The following is a 17,174-nucleotide window of genomic DNA, read 5'->3' as shown; positions in this document are numbered from 1 at the left end:
TAGATATACTTTTGAAGTTGCCAATTTTGGTAGAGGCGCGAAAGCGTCTATTCGTCTTTTAATGAAGGAGAGAACCGTGGCGTCTGTATGTGAAGTCTGCGGCAAGGGCCCGAGCTTCGGTAAGAGTGTTTCGCACTCCCACGTGCGTACTTCCCGCCGTTGGAACCCGAACATTCAGCGTGTTCGTGCTCTCGTTAAGGGTGCCCCTAAGCGTCTGAACGTGTGCACCTCGTGCCTGAAGGCCGGCAAGGTCACTCGTAACGTGTGATCGAACCAAGCTTAAATATCCCTCGATTCGTCGAGGGATATTTTTATGCCATAAACCGTATATCGTGTAAGGCCAAAGGTTACTAGACTATGCAGAACGGAAATGGTCCCAGCCGATCCGATCCGGATCGAGCGAAACGTGATCGAGTGTCATTCGACCATGCTCATCAGGTCCGATAACCTGCCCAATAACGCTAAAGCCATCCGGAATAACAGCGGCTGAGTCGATAGTAGCGACAAAACCGTGGTCTTCTCCCCCGGCCAACGCCCACAAGCGTCGGTTAGCTCCAAGTTTCCCGGCAGCCCGCCCTAAGGGACCAAGAAGTTTATCAAGCTGTGCACCTTCAAGATTGATCCAGACCCGACTAGCCCGCGCCACCCGCCCGATGTCTTTTACCAGCCCGTCTGAAACATCTATCCCAGCGCATAAAGTATGAGTATTAACCGCTGTCATTGCTGCCTTGATCGGCGGCTTCGGCCGTAAAAAATCATCGATTAAGCTTGCCACATGCTCGTCTGAATCTGTGCGCGTGTAACCATGTTTGAGCAACTCATATCCAGCTGCAGCATGGCCAAGATTCCCGGTAAAGATAACTTTTTGACCAGGTAGCGCACTATCCCGGCGCAGTGGCTTGCGTCCTTGGAGATCACCAATAACGGTGACTCCGATAGTTATCTCCGACGCCGAAACAAGATCGCCACCGTCAACGCCTATTCCCCAAGGCTGGCAGGCTTGAGCAAAACCGCGAGCGAGGTCTTCGACCCAGGTCACCTCAGTGGTAGGTGGTATTCCAAGCCCAACAACAAGTGATACTGGCGTGGCTCCCATTGCAAGAGCATCGGCGATATTTTGTTGCGCCGCTCGATAACCTACATCAAATCCCGTGGACCAATCACACCGAAAATGTCTATTTTCTACGAGCATATCGGTGGAGACAGTTGTATCCCCGCCGATATGCAACACCGCAGAATCATCACCGTTGCCTACTACAGCGCAAGTCGCCCGTGGCAATAGCGGAACGAACCGAGCAAGCAGCTCATTTTCGTTGAGGTCTTTAACAAGCACGCTTGCCTTAACGGAGCCCTGTTGGGCGTTCCAATGCTAAGCCAATCAATTCATCAAGTAACTGAGAATATGGGAGCCCCGTGTGCTCCCATAGAACTGGATACATCGAGAACGGCGTGAAACCTGGAATCGTATTGATTTCGATGACGTAGGTTTTACCTTCAGGAGTTAAGAAGAAATCGACGCGAGACATTCCTTCACAGCCAAACGCATCGAAGGTTTTAACCGCCTGATCACGGATTTTATCTGAAATTTCTGGCGGGACTTGAGCCGGAATAGATAGCTTCAAATTGGCTGTCTCTAAGTATTTATGCTCAAAGTCGTAGAAGCCGTCGTCTGGAAGGTCCACCAGGACTTCACCAACAACGGAAGCGCGCGGGGTCGAATCATTACGTCCGCCTAGGACGGCACATTCGATCTCGCGTCCGTCAACGCCCTGCTCAATCAGTACCTTGGGGTCATGTATTTGGGCTTGCGCCACGGCTTCCGGAACTTCCTCAAGCGTGTTAACACGTGTAATACCCAGCGAAGATCCAGCTCGTGCGGGCTTGACATAGACCGGGAACTGTAATTGAGCAACCTTGGCAAGAACTGCCTCACGTTCATCACGCCACTGACGAGCTGTGGCAACAACGTAAGGTGCTACCGGGAGTCCGGCAGACTCCAAGACTACCTTCATGTAATGCTTGTCCATTCCGGCTGCAGATGCAAACACACCACATCCAACGTACGGAATACCAGCTAGTTCAAGGAGCCCCTGGATTGTTCCGTCTTCTCCAAAGGGACCGTGCAGTAGCGGAAAGACAACATCCACGTTGCCGAGAAGCTCAAGATTACTGGCGTGTTCACGATTGTAGGCAACTAGCGATTGTGCCCCGTCTCCGGCAGGAATCGCAACAGTTTCTGGAACTTTCTCAACTTCAAGGAGGCCCGCATCAAGCGTCAGCTTCGATGGATCAGTTGCCCCTGGAACCCACGTACCATCGCGGGTAATAGCTATCGGTAATACCTCATAACGTTCCGGATCTAAGGCCCGCATGACAGCGCCTGCAGTAGCAATAGAAATGGAATGCTCACCTGATGCGCCACCGTAGATGATTGCGACGCGGATCTTTGAATTCGACATGAGAATAATGTTACCTCAGGGCTTTGCTCAGATAGGAGTGCTTGTCAGCGTGCCGTTATTTTTCTCCACCTACTCCGACGACGATTTTTCCGTGCCTGACGCAAGGCCCGGTTAAGCTCATACTCATCGTTCAATGGGTCACCATCAACTCGACAATCCCAGCGTCGTTCGCGTGGCTCTACTGTGAAATCTAACGGGTTTGCTTGGCGCAATGGCACCAGCATATGCTCCAAATGATCAATTATTTTTCCAGTAACTGCCGTAAGTTCAGCGTAATCGGGATCTTCACTGACAGATAGGTTTAGTGCGGGACCGAAAACGACGTGGGTACGCGTATGCCGTCCCATATGTTTCCAGTTGATAGCATAATTCCACGGGTTCAATAGGCGTTCATTTCCCCAATGTGCACAAGGAATAATTGGAACGTCTGGATGCGTTGCCATTAACCTCGCAAGTCCCGTTTTTCCGCGCATTGGCCACAGCTGCGGATCGTGAGTAAGACCGCCTTCGGGAAAGAGCAGAACGATTCCACCGGCATCGAGAATATCTCGGATTCCATCAAGCGAATCTTTAGCGGCAGAAGTTCCTCGTGTTACCTTAATTGCGTTGACTCCGCGAAGTATGAAAGCCACTCCAGGAACTGCGAAAAAATCTGATCCAGCAACAAAATGCGGTGCTCTACCTGATTTAATGATTGCTTCACCGAGAATAAGCGAGTCTGCATGGACTGTATGATTTGCAATCACTATCGCGGGACCATCGTGCGGAATATGGTGCAGTCCAGTGATCGTCAGATTCTGCACGACGTTATTTAACTTGATGATGATAGGAGCGATAAAGCGCAAGAACGGTTGTGCTTCGGGAACTTTCACGGTGGTTTTGCCTATATGCTTTACGAAACTCGTTCTACGTTTGCGTGCAGGGTACGCAACTTGGTCATGAAGTGTTCGTAGCCTCGATTAATTAGGTCAATCCCTTGAACGTGCGAGGTTCCTTCAGCTGCTAAAGCTGCAATAAGATGGGAGAACCCACCGCGCAAATCAGGAACGGTGATGTCTGCAGCTGTCAACGGAGTTGGCCCCATGATCACAGCGGAATGGTAATAGTTTTCAGTACCAAACCGGCACTGTTTTCCACCCAGGCACTCTCGATAAACTTGGATATGAGCACCCATTTTGTTTAGTGCTTTCACAAAGCCAAATCGATTTTCATAAACGGTTTCGTGGACGATTGATACTCCGTTTGCCTGGGTCAGGGCGACGACGAGGGGCTGTTGCCAGTCAGTCATAAAACCTGGGTGGACATCTGTTTCAATAGGGATCGAGTTTAGTTCCCCGCCAGGGTGCCAAAAACGAATACCCTCATCGGTCACGTCGAATTGTCCACCAACTTTGCGGTATACGTTGAGGAAGCTCATCATCGGCTCTTGTTGTGCCCCGTTGATCATGATGTCCCCGCCGGTCGCTAGCGCAGCACAGGCCCAAGATCCAGCTTCGATTCGATCTGCGATAGCAAAATGGTTGTAGCCGTGGAGTTGGCGTACTCCTTCGATCACAATCGTACGGTCGGTCGAGACTGTGATGAGCGCACCCATCTTTTGTAATACGGAAATCAAGTCCATGATTTCTGGTTCGACGGCAGCACCACGCAACTCGGTGATTCCTTCGGCCCGCACGGCCGCTAACAACGTTTGTTCAGTAGCTCCGACTGACGGATACGGCAATGTCACTTTGCGGGCTTTAAGTCCACGAGGAGCTGTTAAGTGGAGACCAAACTCCTGTTCGTCACGAATTGCACCGAAGTCTTCTAATACTTGTAGGTGGAAATCAACTGGCCGGTCTCCAATATGACAGCCGCCGAGATCTGGAATGAATGCTTCACCAAGTGAATGTAGTAACGGTCCACAGAAAAGAATGGGGATGCGAGATGAGCCAGCTAGAAGGTCCATCTGCGCCGGGTCATCTGGCAAGTGGATCTTGCCCGGAGTAATGGTGACTATCCCAGCGTCTTGATCGTAATCAACATCGGCACCGTGTAACCGAAGAAGATCAGAAACAACATCAACGTCACGGATCAATGGAACGTTGCGCAGGACAGAGGTCTCTTCAGTAAGTAGAGCCGCCACCATCGCTTTAGAGACAAAGTTTTTTGCTCCGCGCACCGCAATAGTACCGTGAAGTGGCTGACCACCAGTGACTTTCAAAACGCCTGACATGTGTTCTCTTCTCCGGACGTGTTGTACGAGTTCGGTAATGTGGAGTGAAGTCTATTCATTGTTCCGACTAATCCACGAAACAAGAATACCCCGAATTGTCATTCTATTCGACTAGGCATACAAGGCACCGTATAAGATGTCTTTCTTCGTAGACCAAGAACCCCAGACAGGTTGCGTCTCACAATATGGAATGGCAAGATGAACTTATGGACAATTCTCAGGGTAGCGGGGTCGGCGTACTCGACAAAGCCGCATCAGTTCTTCAAGCGCTTGAACAAGGCCCACTCACACTCGCGCAACTAGTATCAGCAACGCATCTAGCACGCCCTACCGCACACCGGCTCGCAGTCGCTCTCGAATTCCATCGTTTCGTTGGTCGAGATACTCAGGGCCGGTTCATTCTAGGACCTCGGCTAGCTGAATTGTCCTCGCGCGCTGGCGATGATCGTCTGCTTACGGCCGCGAATCCGATATTAATTGCCTTACGCGACCACACCGGTGAATCAGCTCAGCTCTATCGTCGCCAAGGTGATCAAAACGTGTGTGTTGCTTCAGCGGAGCGTACTACTGGTCTTCGCGATTCCATTCCAGTAGGTTCAGCATTCTCTATGCAAGCAGGATCAGTCGCACAGGTACTATTGGCATGGGATGAACCTGACCGATTGCACCGTGGACTGTACGGTGCACAATTCACCGCTACTGTGTTATCCGCTGTCCGACGTCGTGGCTGGGCCCAATCGTTGGGGGAACACGAACCCGGTGTCGCCTCAATTTCGGCTCCAGTACGAGGTGCAAACGGACATGTCGTTGCGGCTATTTCTATCTCTGGCCCTGTCGAACGTATGGGACGTCAGCCAGGTCGCCACTATGCGGCCGCCGTCGTCGCGGCTGCTAATCGACTAACCGACCTTATCAAACGTTCCGAACCAACGACCTAGGGCGAAACGATGCGCAAAACACTTCTTGTCACCAACGATTTCCCACCACGAGCTGGTGGCATTCAAACGTTCCTTGAAGGTTTCGTTTCGCAACTTGATCCAGCTCAACTCGTTGTTTACGCCTCCACTCCGCCAACAGGGATGCAGTCCGCGCTGGACTACGACGAACAACAGCCTTACACAGTCGTGCGCTATCCTGGGACAACTATGCTTCCTTCGCCGGACGTTAGTCGTACCATGACTAGTCTTATCCACCAGTACGACGTTAAAAATGTTTGGTTTGGCGCAGCCGCTCCGCTCGGATTGCTTGCTAATGCAGCACATGCAGCCGGAGCTGACAAGGTTATTGCCACCACCCATGGGCATGAGATCGGCTGGTCTATGCTCCCTGGTTCACGTCACATGCTTCGGAAAGTTTTTGCAGATGCCGACGTTGTCACCTACCTGACTAACGCAACGCTACGCCGGCTAGCTCCATTCATCGGGGACACCGATATTATGCAACTTCATGGGGCTATCGATCCGGAGATGTTTGCCTTTGACCGGCAAGCCCGGGCAGATTTACGACGCCGCTATGGAATCGGCCAACATGCCCCCGTCGTCGTCTGTATTTCTCGGCTCGTACCACGAAAAGGACAAGACATTCTCATCAAGGGATGGCATCAGGTGACAAGCCGATTTCCAGGAACAAAGCTTGTGATCGTGGGTAAAGGACCTTACGAGAAAAAGTTACGGCAACTTGCCAGCCAATCGCCTGCACAAACTGACATCGTTTTCACTGGTGAAGTACCATACGCAGAACTTCCTGCTCATTATTCACTGGGAGATATTTTCGCTATGCCGTGCCGTACCCGCGGCGGTGGCCTAGATATCGAAGGACTCGGGATTGTCTATCTCGAAGCATATGCTGCTGGACTACCGGTAGTTGCCGGAGATTCCGGCGGCGCGCCCGAGGCAGTAATAGATAAAGAGACCGGCCTGGTAGTCAACGGTAATTCTGTCAATGCAGTTGTTTCGGCAGTTAGCTATTTCCTTGAGAACCCCGACGAAGCGCGCCGAATGGGTGATGCCGGTAGGGACTGGGTCGATCATAAGTGGCGATGGAGCGACGTTGCGAAGCCACTGATTAGTCTGCTCAGCTAGAGACCGTGGTTTACCGGTACGCGAAAGAGAACGCACTCTTTAACGCAAGCACGGTAAACTACAACTATGACAGAAAACCCATTACTCGAAAAATCATCATTACCATATCAATTGCCACGCTGGGCTGATATTAAGCCAGAGCACATCATGCCCGCCGTCGAACAGGTTATGGCACGCCAACGTGCGGCGTGGGAAAAGATCGCTACCGATCCAAACCCGCCAACGGTCGAAAACACGGTTGAAGCCATCGAGCATGCTGGCGAAGAATTTGATCGCGTTTTGTCCGTCGCCTTTACCTTGTTTTCTTCGCTAGGAACGGACGAACTCAACGATATTGAGGCACAGATCGGTCCAAAGCTTTCCGAACATGAGAACGCTTACTCACTGAATAAGCGGATTTATCAGCGTATTCAAGCGCTTGATGTATCCGATGCTGATGCCGAAACCCAATATTGGGTTGAAAAAGAGTTGAAGGCATTCCGTTCGGGTGGAATCGAACTTTCCGACGACGACGCCGATCGGTTACGCGCGATTGATGCGGAGCTTTCTGGGCTACAGATCGAATATGTCAAGCGTGCTACACGCGCGATGTCTGACGCGGCTTATATAACAGATGATCCTACTAAATTAGCGGGATTAAGCGAGGAAAAAATAGCTGGTCTGCGCACTGACGAAGGCTCTTATCGTATTGAGCTAGCGAATTTTTCAAACCAGCCGATTCAAACTGAGATACGTGTTCCCCAAACTCGTCGCGATATCCTCGCTGCGTCGCTGGCCCGAGGTTTTGGAGAGCATGCAGAATCGGATACTCGTGAGCTCGTATTAAAGATTGCGAAGCTACGCGCAGAACGGGCTGCATTGCTTGGCTTCGAGAGCCATGCACAAGTTGTTGCAGCGCGCGAAATGGCTGGAGATTCAGATGCGGTTCTCAACCTGTTAACATCCGTTGCACATAAGGCTGTCGCAGCAGTTGACCGTGACTACAAAAACCTGGTTGAGTTGGCTGAAAAAGATCCAGATGCAGATGGCGTTGAAGCCGGCGACTGGACTTTCTATGAAGAGCAGTTACGCGCTCAACAAGGCGTTGAAGAAGCCAAAATTATGCCGTATCTTGAGCTAACGAATGTGGTTGAAAACGGCATATTCTTCGCCGCAAACCGACTCTATGGTATCTCGTTTGAGCCTCGGCCAGACCTTGCCGGCTACGTTCCGTCAATGAAAACTTGGGAAGTAAAAGATGAGGACGGCACCACGCTTGGTCTTTTCCAGGCAGATTATTACCGTCGCCCAGGTAAAAAGGGCGGCGCATGGATGCACTCGGTGATTACCGGATGCGAGATTGATGGAACCAAACCTATCATTCTCAACAACTGCAATTTCCCGGAACCTGCCGAGGGCGAGTTATGTTTATTAACCTGGGACAACGTTGAAACTGTTTTCCACGAATTTGGCCACGCTCTTCATGGATTGCTCACGCATACCCGATACCGTTCCTCAGCAGGCACGAATGTTCCGCGTGATTTTGTGGAGTTTCCTTCGCAGTTGAATGAGATGTGGGCCTACCATCCAGAAGTCTTGGCTAACTATGCACGCCATCATAAGACTGGTGAAATCATGCCGTCCGAACTTGTGGAGGCATTGTCAGCTTCCAAGACGTTTGGTCAAGCTTTTGCAACTACTGAGTTCACAAAGGCAGCACTGGTAGATCAGGCTTGGCATTTGCTGCACGCCGATGAGGACCCATGTGATGTGGCAGCGTTTGAAGAATCAGCGTTAGAAAAGTTTGGTGTTTCTTGTCCATTAGTTCCTCCGCGGTATCGTTCAACCTACTTCACGCACACGTTTGGCGGCGGGTACGATGCCGGCTATTACTCATATATGTGGGCCGAGGTATTGGTCGCGGATATTGAACAATGGTTCCGGGAACAGGCCAATGGTGGTTTCACCCGCGAAGCTGGTATGGAGTTACGTGAGAAACTTTTGTCACGTGGTTCGTCTCGTCCACCAATGGAGTCATTTAAGGAAATCCGTGAGCGCGAGCCTCGTCCAGAAGCTCTCCTCGAACGACGCGGCTTAGCTGAGTAAACATCATGAGGGCTCCGGCAGATTTTCTGCCGGAGCCCTCATTTAATTTTAATTAATGCCTACCATGGACGGTCTGCATTAGTTGCCATGTGATGAGTAGCAGAGTGCTTATCTACCCAGTTCTTGATGGAATTAAAGGCGTTAATGGTATTCGGATGACGATAGAAGTACGTTGCCTTGAACCCGAATATTAAGCCGTCTACGTGAGCTGTACCGAGGAGTGCATCCACGTTCCAGTCCTGACCAGTAGCAATTGTCCAACCAAATGTCTTACCTAGTGCGCCACGAGCGCGGGCTTCGCTTGATTTCCGAAGCTGATCACACGTTGTATTGGCGTAAGATTCGCACGTACCAAATCCTTGGTTGATATTGTAGTATCCGTAATCCGCAATCTTTTGCTTAGTAAGGATCTTGTCTCCGGCTTTGGAGAAGTCACTCAGCACGTTGTCCGTTGGACCAGACAACGCAACAGCTTCACTATCGTGCAAGTCGTTGATGATTGTGTTCCAACCTACACCGCCTACAGTCTTGTAGAATCCATAAAGAGCGCGCACACCCGCAGGTTCAAGGTACTTCCGCGACAAGTCCCGTAATGCGGTAATTGAGCAGACGCTGCTTTGATTTGGGCAATGATCTGGATTCTTGATATCGAACCAGACGAATGAAATATTCGCGCCTTCTTTGCGCTTATCAGCGATGTGCTTCAAAATAGTTTCTGCACGGTCACCGGCACTTGTTGGTAGCCCGTCATGATCGGCCCACCAGCCTCGCCGCCACGCGGTGAAATCGATTTCCATAGCGTTGGCTCCAACAGCAATTGCATCATCTACACTTTGTGTAGTTAAAACTCGATGTGCAATAGCGTAAATAGCTCGACTATTCGATGGCGGCATATCTGGGGTACTAGGTGCCGCAATCGCGTTTGATACTGGTGTCAAAAAGCCAAGGAGAAGAACTAAGAATGCAATCATTTTCTTTTTCATCGTTCTACCTTTCCGTCCTAAGAGATACACGAAAGCACAGGCCTCAAGTGCATCAATGTGTCTATGAGTCTCTGGGCGGATCAGCGATTCTTCATACCTTCCGAATCTGTGACTCGCGCCATGACTCAATAATGACCCCAAAATGTTGACAACACAAGCTGTATTGTCAACATAAATAAAGTTGAAAATATTCAGGATCCTTTAAGGTTTAGCTCTTAGTATTAAATTTCTACGCCCAAATAGGGGAATGAATCGCCTTACAATCACTATTTACGACAAATCATACAGTTTATTATGGACATAACAAACTTATCGGCATATGAAAATCGTACGTTGAAAATTTTTATCCGCAGTTTCATGCAAGAAATGGCAAATACTCACTAGGCCAGAGCGAGGTGCCGAAATACAAAAAATCCGAGCAGCCACGCTGTTCGGATAGATAAATTGTACCCCGTACCGGATTTGAACCGGTGTTACCGCCGTGAGAGGGCGACGTCCTAGGCCGCTAGACGAACGGGGCCTACCTGATGTTTCCACCAGACGCTGCTAACCCACAGCACCACTGACAAAGACCAGTTGTACGTAAGTTATGGTACCCCGTACCGGATTTGAACCGGTGTTACCGCCGTGAGAGGGCGACGTCCTAGGCCGCTAGACGAACGGGGCAAGGACACATCAACGTGTTGATGTTTCGCTGGGGTACCAGGACTCGAACCTAGACTAAATGAACCAGAATCACTCGTGCTGCCAATTACACCATACCCCAAAGTTTGGTGTGCAACCTTTCGGTCTGCAACGAATATTTAGTTTACGCACCTGAGCTGAGATTCGCAAATTACGAAGTCGTGAGCGTTATCACGATCGAATAGGTGAAGCCCGTAGGAACGCACACAAGCGCGTTACCCACGGGCTTCATCCTACGAAACTCTGATATAAATCTCAGAATGTCGCGTAAAAACGACGCAAGCGAGCTAAGGTCTCGTCCTTACCAAGCAGAGCCATTGAGTCCACGACCGGCAATGACACGTTCGTACCAGTAATAGCTACGAACAGCGGCGCGAATGCAAATCGTGGCTTGATACCCATCTCTGCAACGATCTTTTCGTCGACTGCAGCTTTGACTGACTCAACAGTAAAAGAGTCAGCATCAATTGTGCTAAACGCCTCAATAGCCGCTTCAAGAACTGCTGGTGCAGTGTCACGCAACTTACCTACAGCTTTTTCGTTGTACTCGATTTCATCGGCACCACGGAACAAGAAGCCCATCAACGCAGCCGCTTCACCCAGCAGCTGGATACGGGTCTGAGCTAGTGGAGCTGCCCCATCGAGGAGGCGCTGAGTTTCAGCATCGGCATCCTCGAATCGTGCCACATCCAAAACTCCAGCCTTATGCAAGTAAGGAACCAACCGATTACGCAAATCCGCCGGGTCTAGGCGGCGAATATGTTCAGCGTTAATTGCTACACACTTCTTGTCATCAAAACGAGCTGGATTTGGATTGACATCTTCGATATCAAAGGCTTTAACCAATTCGTCCTTGGTAAATAAATCGTTATCTGGAGCAATTGACCAGCCGAGCAGACCGAGATAGTTCAACAGTCCTTCTGGGATCATGCCCCGCTCACGATGGAGCAACAAGTTCGATTCTGGATCGCGCTTAGACAGCTTCTTGTTCCCTTCGCCCATAACGTATGGCAAGTGTCCAAAAAGCGGAATATACTTCGCGATTCCAAGCTCTACAAGGGCCCGGTATAAAATAACCTGACGCGGAGTTGACGATAGCAGATCTTCACCGCGCAACACGTGCGTAATCTCCATCAGAGCATCGTCAACTGGATTAGTCAATGTGTACAGTGGTTGACCGTTGCCACGCATGATGACGTAATCCGGAACCGAACCTGCTTTAAACGTAATCTCACCACGGACCAGATCTGTAAACGTAATATCCTCATCTGGCATGCGGATACGCAATACTGGCTGCCGACCTTCTGCCCGATAAACGGCCTTCTGCTCTTCGGTCAGATCGCGATCGAAACCGTCATAGCCAAGCTTAGGATCTTCGCCCTTAGCCTTATGCCGTTCTTCTACTTCTTCTGGGGTAGAGAACGACTCATAGGCATATCCAGCTTCCAAAAGCTTCTTAGCAACATCGGCGTAGATATCCATACGCTGAGACTGACGATATGGCGGGTGCGGGCCACCAACTTCGATTCCCTCATCCCAGTCCAAACCAAGCCAGTTAAGAGAATCAAGAATCTGCTGATACGACTCTTCCGAGTCACGTGCCGCATCCGTATCTTCGATACGGAAAACGAATGTGCCACCAACATGACGCGCATAAGCCCAGTTAAACAGGCAAGTACGCACCATACCAACGTGTGGGGTGCCGGTGGGAGAAGGACAAAAACGTACGCGGATCTTTTCCGCAGGAATTGATGTAGTCATGATATGTAAAGTTTACCGCCGCTTAGCTCTAGTCCGCCACAACCGGGTTGCGTAGTGTTCCAATTCCCTCAACATAGGCTTCTACTTCTGAGCCTGGTCCGCCGGGGATTCCGGGAGCTACTGCACCGGTAAGGATAATGTCCCCGGGCAGTAACGTGAAACAAGATGAGACGTAGGAGACGATTTGTGGGATGGAGTATGCCATTTTTGCTGTTGTTCCTTCTTGAACAACCTTGCCATCAATCGTGAGCCGGATCGTGAGATCTGAGGTATCCAGATCAGTTACGATAACCGGTCCGATTGGACACGAGGTATCAAAGCCTTTCGCGCGCGCCCACTGTGGATCAGTTTTCGCGGTAGAAACATCAGTCACATCGTTAGCAACAGTGTAACCAAAGATAACTTCAGCGACGCGATCTTCTGGGACATCTTTACACAAGCGCGAAATAATGATGGCCAGTTCTGCCTCGTGGTGAAGGTCTGTCGCAAAGCTCGGTTCTGCAATAGGCACATTTGGTCCGACGACGGCGGTGTTGGGCTTCAAGAATGTTACCGGGGCCTTCGTAATATCTGGTTCGGGCTGGCCTTCTTGATAGTAGGTAGCACCCAAACCGACGACTTTCGATCGTGGGATAATTGGCGAAACGAGATTTGCCTCTTCCGCAGCAACGATTTCCCCGGTTGGCTCGATGCCCGAGTACATCGGGTCACCTGCGATAATTTGATAGTTGCCGGTTTCTTCATCGACGACGGCGAAACGTGGGCCTTGTGACATTGATAAACGTGCAATTTTCATACCTTAAGACTATGCCAAAATAGACCTATGCATGTTCTTTCTTCAGACATTTGGTGGCCCCGTGCGCTAGATCACTTTTATGCTGCTCAGAAGCGTTCTCAGGGACGTGTTCGGCGCCGCCAACTTGGTGAGAAAAATCCGTTAGAAGATTTCCTCTGGGAGTACTATCCGTTGCGTCCCGGACGCTTAGCAGTATGGCATCCAGGGTTCACCACAGATGGCGAACCCTATGGGCTTGCCAAGCCAGATGAAGACGTTGATTCGGTGCGTGCATGGAACCCAACCGATTCACAGGCGCCTAGCCCGCTATCGTGGTGGAAGCATCATGCTTCGTTACCGTGGCAGAAAAACGTGCATAGTGAAATGGGCGAGGCGATCGTCGTCGACGACGAATACCTACAACATCGCAGTCACGGGATACAGCATCTGACCGCACTTAATCGGATCCTCTCCACGCGCGAGGCGACATTTGGTTGTTTGGGCTGGCACGAATGGGCAATGGTCTACCAAGCTGACGAAACTCGACATCCTCTCCCCTTGCGTCTCGGCGTGGAACAAACAAATCATCTGGTCGAGCAAGCTCATATTCGATGCACACATTTCGATGCGTTTAGGTTCTTTATGCCGGAGGCAGTTGGCTTCAATCGAGTCCAGCCTACTTATGAGACGGTGTTCGAACATGAGCAACCAGGGTGTATCCATGTATCCATGGATCTCTTGCGCACATGCATCCAGCTCGGACCGATTATTCCGGGTGAATTAACGATCCAAGCGTTCGATCTAGCTATGGAAGCTCGCACCATCGATATGGCCGCCTCGCCATATGACTGTTCATCTTTAGGTCTGACAGCAATTCCGATAGAAACGGCCAATGGCAAGGCTGAATATATAGAACGCCAACGCGAATTGGCAACGAAGGCACGGCCACTACGCCAAGAACTGTTAGCAATCATCACGCCATTGCACGATAAACTACAAGCATCTGCCCAGTTCTAACGAAAGATCACCATGATTGTTGCATTTTCAGTGGCGCCATCTGGCACTGGTCGCTCAGACGGCTCAGTGCACGACGCAGTAGCCGCTGCGGTTAAAGTTGTCCGCGATTCGGGTTTACCCAATCACACCTCGAGCATGTTTACTGAGATCGAGGGCGAATGGGATGAGGTATTCGACGTCGTCAAACGAGCAACTGCAGCGGTCATGCCATTCGGTTCACGAGTTTCTCTAGTTATCAAAGCGGATATTCGGCCGGGATACTCGGACGAACTAACCGGAAAACTTGACCGGTTGGAAAAAGCACTCGACGAAGTCTGATAGTGAGTTTTACCTAGGCCGGTAGCGCGTTGCTGATTCTCGGTATACCAACGTACCGGGAACTGAAATCGTATGGCTGGGAGCGTCAGGCTCGCGCAATCGACGCAAAAGAGCTTTTACCGCTTCCCGCCCTGCCTGCGCAAAATTCTGGCGCATCGTGGTGATTCCGGGCTTCCAGATTTGGGCAAGCATATGGTCATCGAAGCCAACAACTGACACGTCTTCTGGCACGCGAACACCATGATCAGTAAGTCCCCGGATAACCCCCATGGCAATTTCATCGTTACCCGCAAAAATAGCAGAAACAGACTTGTCTGCCGCCAATTTTCCCCCGATAGCTCTTGCATCTTGTGGACGCCACGTCGTTTCTAGCATCTGTGGAACAGGAACTCCGCGTGCTTTGAGCGCTGCTTCCCAACCATCAGTACGACTATTACCTTCGGAACGAATCGGAATACGTAAATGATGGACTGTGGGATGGCCCAGGCCTAGCAAATATTCAGTGATTTCTCGGCCACCTTCATATTCGTTTAATGAGACTTGATCGATCATCGTTTCTGGTGTGCCACCGATAACAACAAGCGGAACATTTTCTGGAATAAGACGACGCGCGATCTCGGCTTTATCGTCGTACTTAAGTAAAACAATTCCGCTTGGGTTGAGGTCTAGAACCAAGTCTACAGAACGTTTCAAATCTTCCGGGGTATCGCCGTCGAGACGCGTGATCATCACAGAATAGTCTTGAGAACGTGCTTCGTCTTCAATACCTTCAATTGCCAATGCAGAGCCAAGCAACGTTGTGTTCGTCGATAAAATCGCAATCGTTTTTATTCGTGAATTAACCAACCCCCGCGCAATACTGCTGGGTCGGTATCCCAACAATTCTATTGCACGCGCAATCTTCTCCTTGCTCTCTTCACTCAGCCGTGGCGAATTGTTGAGAAAACGGGAGACGGTCGAGACCGACACTCCTGCGCAAGCAGCAACATCTTTAATAACAGGATGAGAATTTTTGCCAGCCACACCTGCCTCCTTCAATTACTTAACCGCGCCTCCGGTAATACCGGAAATGATCTTGCGTTGACCCACAATGAAAATAATCAACAGCGGAATGGACATTAGAATAATGTAGGCAAATATGTAATGCCAGTTATTCAGGTACAAACCTGCGCTCGCAACGTTGTACAGGTTAAGCGGTAGAGTGTCAAGCTTGCCAGAGAGAATGAACAGAGCGTAGAACACATCGTTCCAGATGTAGAGCACAACCAAAATTGTTGCTGACGCTAACGTAGGCATGAGCAATGGGAAGATAACTTTGAAGAAGATCTGCGTTGGTCCTGCCCCGTCGATTCGAGCAGCTTCCTCCAGCGAGTACGGGATAGTGCGGACAAAACCAGTGATAAAGAAAATCACTATGGATAGATAGATTCCGGTATAGACCCCGATCATACCGACCGCAGTACCTGCTAAACCTAGGATTTTAAGCAGTAGCATCATCGTCACTACCGACGGCGGCAATATCAGACCCGAAATGAATATCGTGTACAAGATAGCGTTTGCACGTGAAGTTTTACGAGCAAAAATCCAGGCGGCCATCGACCCAAATAATAATGCGATAACAACTGATGGAACCGTAACAATAACGGATCCGAGGAAAGCTTTGAGCATCTTTCCTTCAGTCATAACAGCTGCGAAATTTTCGAATAACTGCCAACTAGATGGTAAAGATAAATTCGGAGTAACTGCCTCTGCCTGGCTTTTTCCTGCAGTTACTAAAGCAACCCAAAATGGGATTGCTAGAAGGACAGCAATGACGACGAAAACAAGGACAGCATGTCGGATACGTTGCGCCCAGCTTCGCTTGTGAATGATTGACGACGTGTTCACAGTACCTTATCCTCTCGTTTACGCAAGTATGTAATAACCGGAATAGCAATCAGAGTAACTAAGACAAACAAAACGAAACTCATCGTAGTTGACTGTGCATAGAGACCTTTTCCGAATGTTCGCCAGATAAACAGGTTAAGAACTTCGGTAGAGCCACCGGGCCCACCGGCAGTCATTGCCTGGACAATATCGAACGAGTTCATTGATCCAAGAAGAGCTGTAGCAATATTGAAAGTTAAGGCCGGAGCAAGTAACGGGAACTTAATTTTCCAGAAAATTTGGGTGCGCGAGGCGCCGTCGATAGTAGCGGCCTCAATAACTTGAGAATCAATGGTTTTCAATCCGGCTAAGTAGGTGAGCATCGAAAAGCCCATCCATTTCCACGCGTGAACAGCAGCAACTAAAACGATTGTCCAGCGCGGAGATCCTAGCCACTGAATTGCGACGTCGTGTCCGAGGAAGAACGACAAAATCTGGTTAAACACACCATCTGTTTTCAATAGCGCCTGCCAAATGTATCCGGCAGCTAACGCAGACATAATCACTGGGATGAAGAACAAGGTACGGCCGAAGCGGTTGAGCCGGGTATCGTCTTCGAATAATACTGCCAGTCCAAGGCCAAAAATATTTTGGAAAATCGCAACAAGAACCGCGTAAACAATCGTTACGCGTATATCAGCAAGCAGGGTACCTGATGCAAAAAGCTCGTAAATATTATCAAGGCCGTTGAATTCAATTGTCTTGTTAAAAGCCGACCAATTAGTAAATGCGTATGCAAAATTCATTATCGTTGGCACGATAAAAAACATAGTCAGAATGATTCCGGCAGGAACCAGATAATACAGCGGGTAACTGCGTTTGTGCCGATTCATAGCAACCTCGATGTGGTCAATTAAAAGTATCTCTAAA

16 protein-coding genes and 3 tRNA genes are annotated in these 17,174 nt (G+C 49.9%); 6 read left to right on the top strand and 13 right to left on the bottom strand.

What is annotated here, in order from left to right:
• Nucleotides 1–76 precede the first annotated feature (76 nt).
• Nucleotides 77–268, top strand: a complete 192-nt coding sequence (gene rpmB, locus KSO86_RS01830; RefSeq protein WP_091280916.1) for a 50S ribosomal protein L28 — start codon at nucleotides 77–79, stop codon at nucleotides 266–268.
• A gap of 87 nt (nucleotides 269–355) precedes the next feature.
• Here rpmB and thiL read toward each other — a convergent pair whose 3' ends face one another.
• The 4 genes from thiL to murA are packed head-to-tail and all read right to left on the bottom strand — an operon-like array spanning nucleotide 356 to nucleotide 4,674.
• Nucleotides 356–1,333 (bottom strand): thiamine-phosphate kinase, encoded by a 978-nt coding sequence (gene thiL / locus KSO86_RS01825; protein ID WP_216378169.1) that lies wholly within the window; start codon nucleotides 1,331–1,333, stop codon nucleotides 356–358.
• Between the two features lie 7 nt (nucleotides 1,334–1,340).
• On the bottom strand, nucleotides 1,341–2,459 hold the full coding sequence (locus KSO86_RS01820; RefSeq protein WP_216378170.1) for a D-alanine--D-alanine ligase family protein: 1,119 nt from the start codon (nucleotides 2,457–2,459) through the stop codon (nucleotides 1,341–1,343).
• Between the two features lie 44 nt (nucleotides 2,460–2,503).
• Nucleotides 2,504–3,331, bottom strand: coding sequence for a lysophospholipid acyltransferase family protein (locus KSO86_RS01815; protein ID WP_216378171.1), 828 nt, complete (start codon nucleotides 3,329–3,331; stop codon nucleotides 2,504–2,506).
• Between the two features lie 20 nt (nucleotides 3,332–3,351).
• Nucleotides 3,352–4,674 (bottom strand): UDP-N-acetylglucosamine 1-carboxyvinyltransferase, encoded by a 1,323-nt coding sequence (gene murA / locus KSO86_RS01810; RefSeq protein ID WP_216431750.1) that lies wholly within the window; start codon nucleotides 4,672–4,674, stop codon nucleotides 3,352–3,354.
• Between the two features lie 206 nt (nucleotides 4,675–4,880).
• Between murA and KSO86_RS01805 the strand changes: the two genes are divergently transcribed.
• The 3 genes from KSO86_RS01805 to KSO86_RS01795 all read left to right on the top strand — a co-directional run bounded on the left by KSO86_RS01805 (nucleotide 4,881) and on the right by KSO86_RS01795 (nucleotide 8,840).
• Nucleotides 4,881–5,612, top strand: coding sequence for an IclR family transcriptional regulator (locus KSO86_RS01805; RefSeq protein WP_216378173.1), 732 nt, complete (start codon nucleotides 4,881–4,883; stop codon nucleotides 5,610–5,612).
• Between the two features lie 9 nt (nucleotides 5,613–5,621).
• A complete protein-coding gene (locus KSO86_RS01800) occupies nucleotides 5,622–6,755 on the top strand; it encodes a glycosyltransferase family 4 protein (protein ID WP_216378174.1) in 1,134 nt (377 codons plus the stop codon).
• A 66-nt stretch (nucleotides 6,756–6,821) separates the two neighbouring features.
• The gene (locus KSO86_RS01795) at nucleotides 6,822–8,840 is read left to right on the top strand and encodes a M3 family metallopeptidase (RefSeq protein WP_216378175.1); all 2,019 of its coding nucleotides are present in this window, start codon (nucleotides 6,822–6,824) and stop codon (nucleotides 8,838–8,840) included.
• A 59-nt stretch (nucleotides 8,841–8,899) separates the two neighbouring features.
• On the opposite strand, the gene KSO86_RS01790 is transcribed toward KSO86_RS01795, so the two are convergent.
• The 6 genes from KSO86_RS01790 to KSO86_RS01765 form a co-directional block, all read right to left on the bottom strand.
• Complete coding sequence (locus KSO86_RS01790; protein ID WP_216378176.1) at nucleotides 8,900–9,823, bottom strand: glycerophosphodiester phosphodiesterase family protein; 924 nt, start codon at nucleotides 9,821–9,823, stop codon at nucleotides 8,900–8,902.
• A gap of 447 nt (nucleotides 9,824–10,270) precedes the next feature.
• Nucleotides 10,271–10,343 (bottom strand) — tRNA-Glu (locus tag KSO86_RS01785).
• Nucleotides 10,344–10,413: 70 nt separating this feature from the next.
• Nucleotides 10,414–10,489 (bottom strand) — tRNA-Glu (locus KSO86_RS01780).
• Between the two features lie 28 nt (nucleotides 10,490–10,517).
• Nucleotides 10,518–10,589 (bottom strand) — tRNA-Gln (locus tag KSO86_RS01775).
• 173 nt (nucleotides 10,590–10,762) lie between these two features.
• On the bottom strand, nucleotides 10,763–12,268 hold the full coding sequence (gene gltX, locus KSO86_RS01770) for a glutamate--tRNA ligase (protein WP_216431748.1): 1,506 nt from the start codon (nucleotides 12,266–12,268) through the stop codon (nucleotides 10,763–10,765).
• 28 nt (nucleotides 12,269–12,296) lie between these two features.
• Nucleotides 12,297–13,064 (bottom strand): fumarylacetoacetate hydrolase family protein, encoded by a 768-nt coding sequence (locus KSO86_RS01765; RefSeq protein WP_216378178.1) that lies wholly within the window; start codon nucleotides 13,062–13,064, stop codon nucleotides 12,297–12,299.
• A gap of 27 nt (nucleotides 13,065–13,091) precedes the next feature.
• Here KSO86_RS01765 and KSO86_RS01760 point away from each other — a divergent pair, with 27 nt between their 5' ends.
• Both KSO86_RS01760 and KSO86_RS01755 read left to right on the top strand, forming a co-directional pair.
• The gene (locus tag KSO86_RS01760; protein ID WP_216378179.1) at nucleotides 13,092–14,060 is read left to right on the top strand and encodes a hypothetical protein; all 969 of its coding nucleotides are present in this window, start codon (nucleotides 13,092–13,094) and stop codon (nucleotides 14,058–14,060) included.
• A 12-nt stretch (nucleotides 14,061–14,072) separates the two neighbouring features.
• Complete coding sequence (locus KSO86_RS01755) at nucleotides 14,073–14,378, top strand: thiamine-binding protein (protein WP_216378180.1); 306 nt, start codon at nucleotides 14,073–14,075, stop codon at nucleotides 14,376–14,378.
• 9 nt (nucleotides 14,379–14,387) lie between these two features.
• Here KSO86_RS01755 and KSO86_RS01750 read toward each other — a convergent pair whose 3' ends face one another.
• From KSO86_RS01750 to KSO86_RS01740, 3 genes are read right to left on the bottom strand one after another with little or no spacing between them, the layout of a single operon-like run.
• A complete protein-coding gene (locus KSO86_RS01750) occupies nucleotides 14,388–15,401 on the bottom strand; it encodes a LacI family DNA-binding transcriptional regulator (RefSeq protein ID WP_216378181.1) in 1,014 nt (337 codons plus the stop codon).
• 15 nt (nucleotides 15,402–15,416) lie between these two features.
• Complete coding sequence (locus tag KSO86_RS01745) at nucleotides 15,417–16,265, bottom strand: carbohydrate ABC transporter permease (RefSeq protein ID WP_216378182.1); 849 nt, start codon at nucleotides 16,263–16,265, stop codon at nucleotides 15,417–15,419.
• Entirely contained in the window at nucleotides 16,262–17,137 is an 876-nt protein-coding gene (locus KSO86_RS01740) for a carbohydrate ABC transporter permease (RefSeq protein ID WP_216378183.1), read from the bottom strand. Before KSO86_RS01740 ends, KSO86_RS01745 begins: the two co-directional genes overlap by 4 nt.
• Nucleotides 17,138–17,174: the final 37 nt, after the last annotated feature.

The sequence above is a fragment of the Arcanobacterium phocae genome, from assembly GCF_018913465.1.
Lineage (GTDB): Bacteria > Actinomycetota > Actinomycetes > Actinomycetales > Actinomycetaceae > Arcanobacterium > Arcanobacterium phocae_A.
The sequence above is the reverse complement of the archived record's forward strand: the minus strand, read 5'-3'. Positions and strand labels throughout refer to the sequence as shown.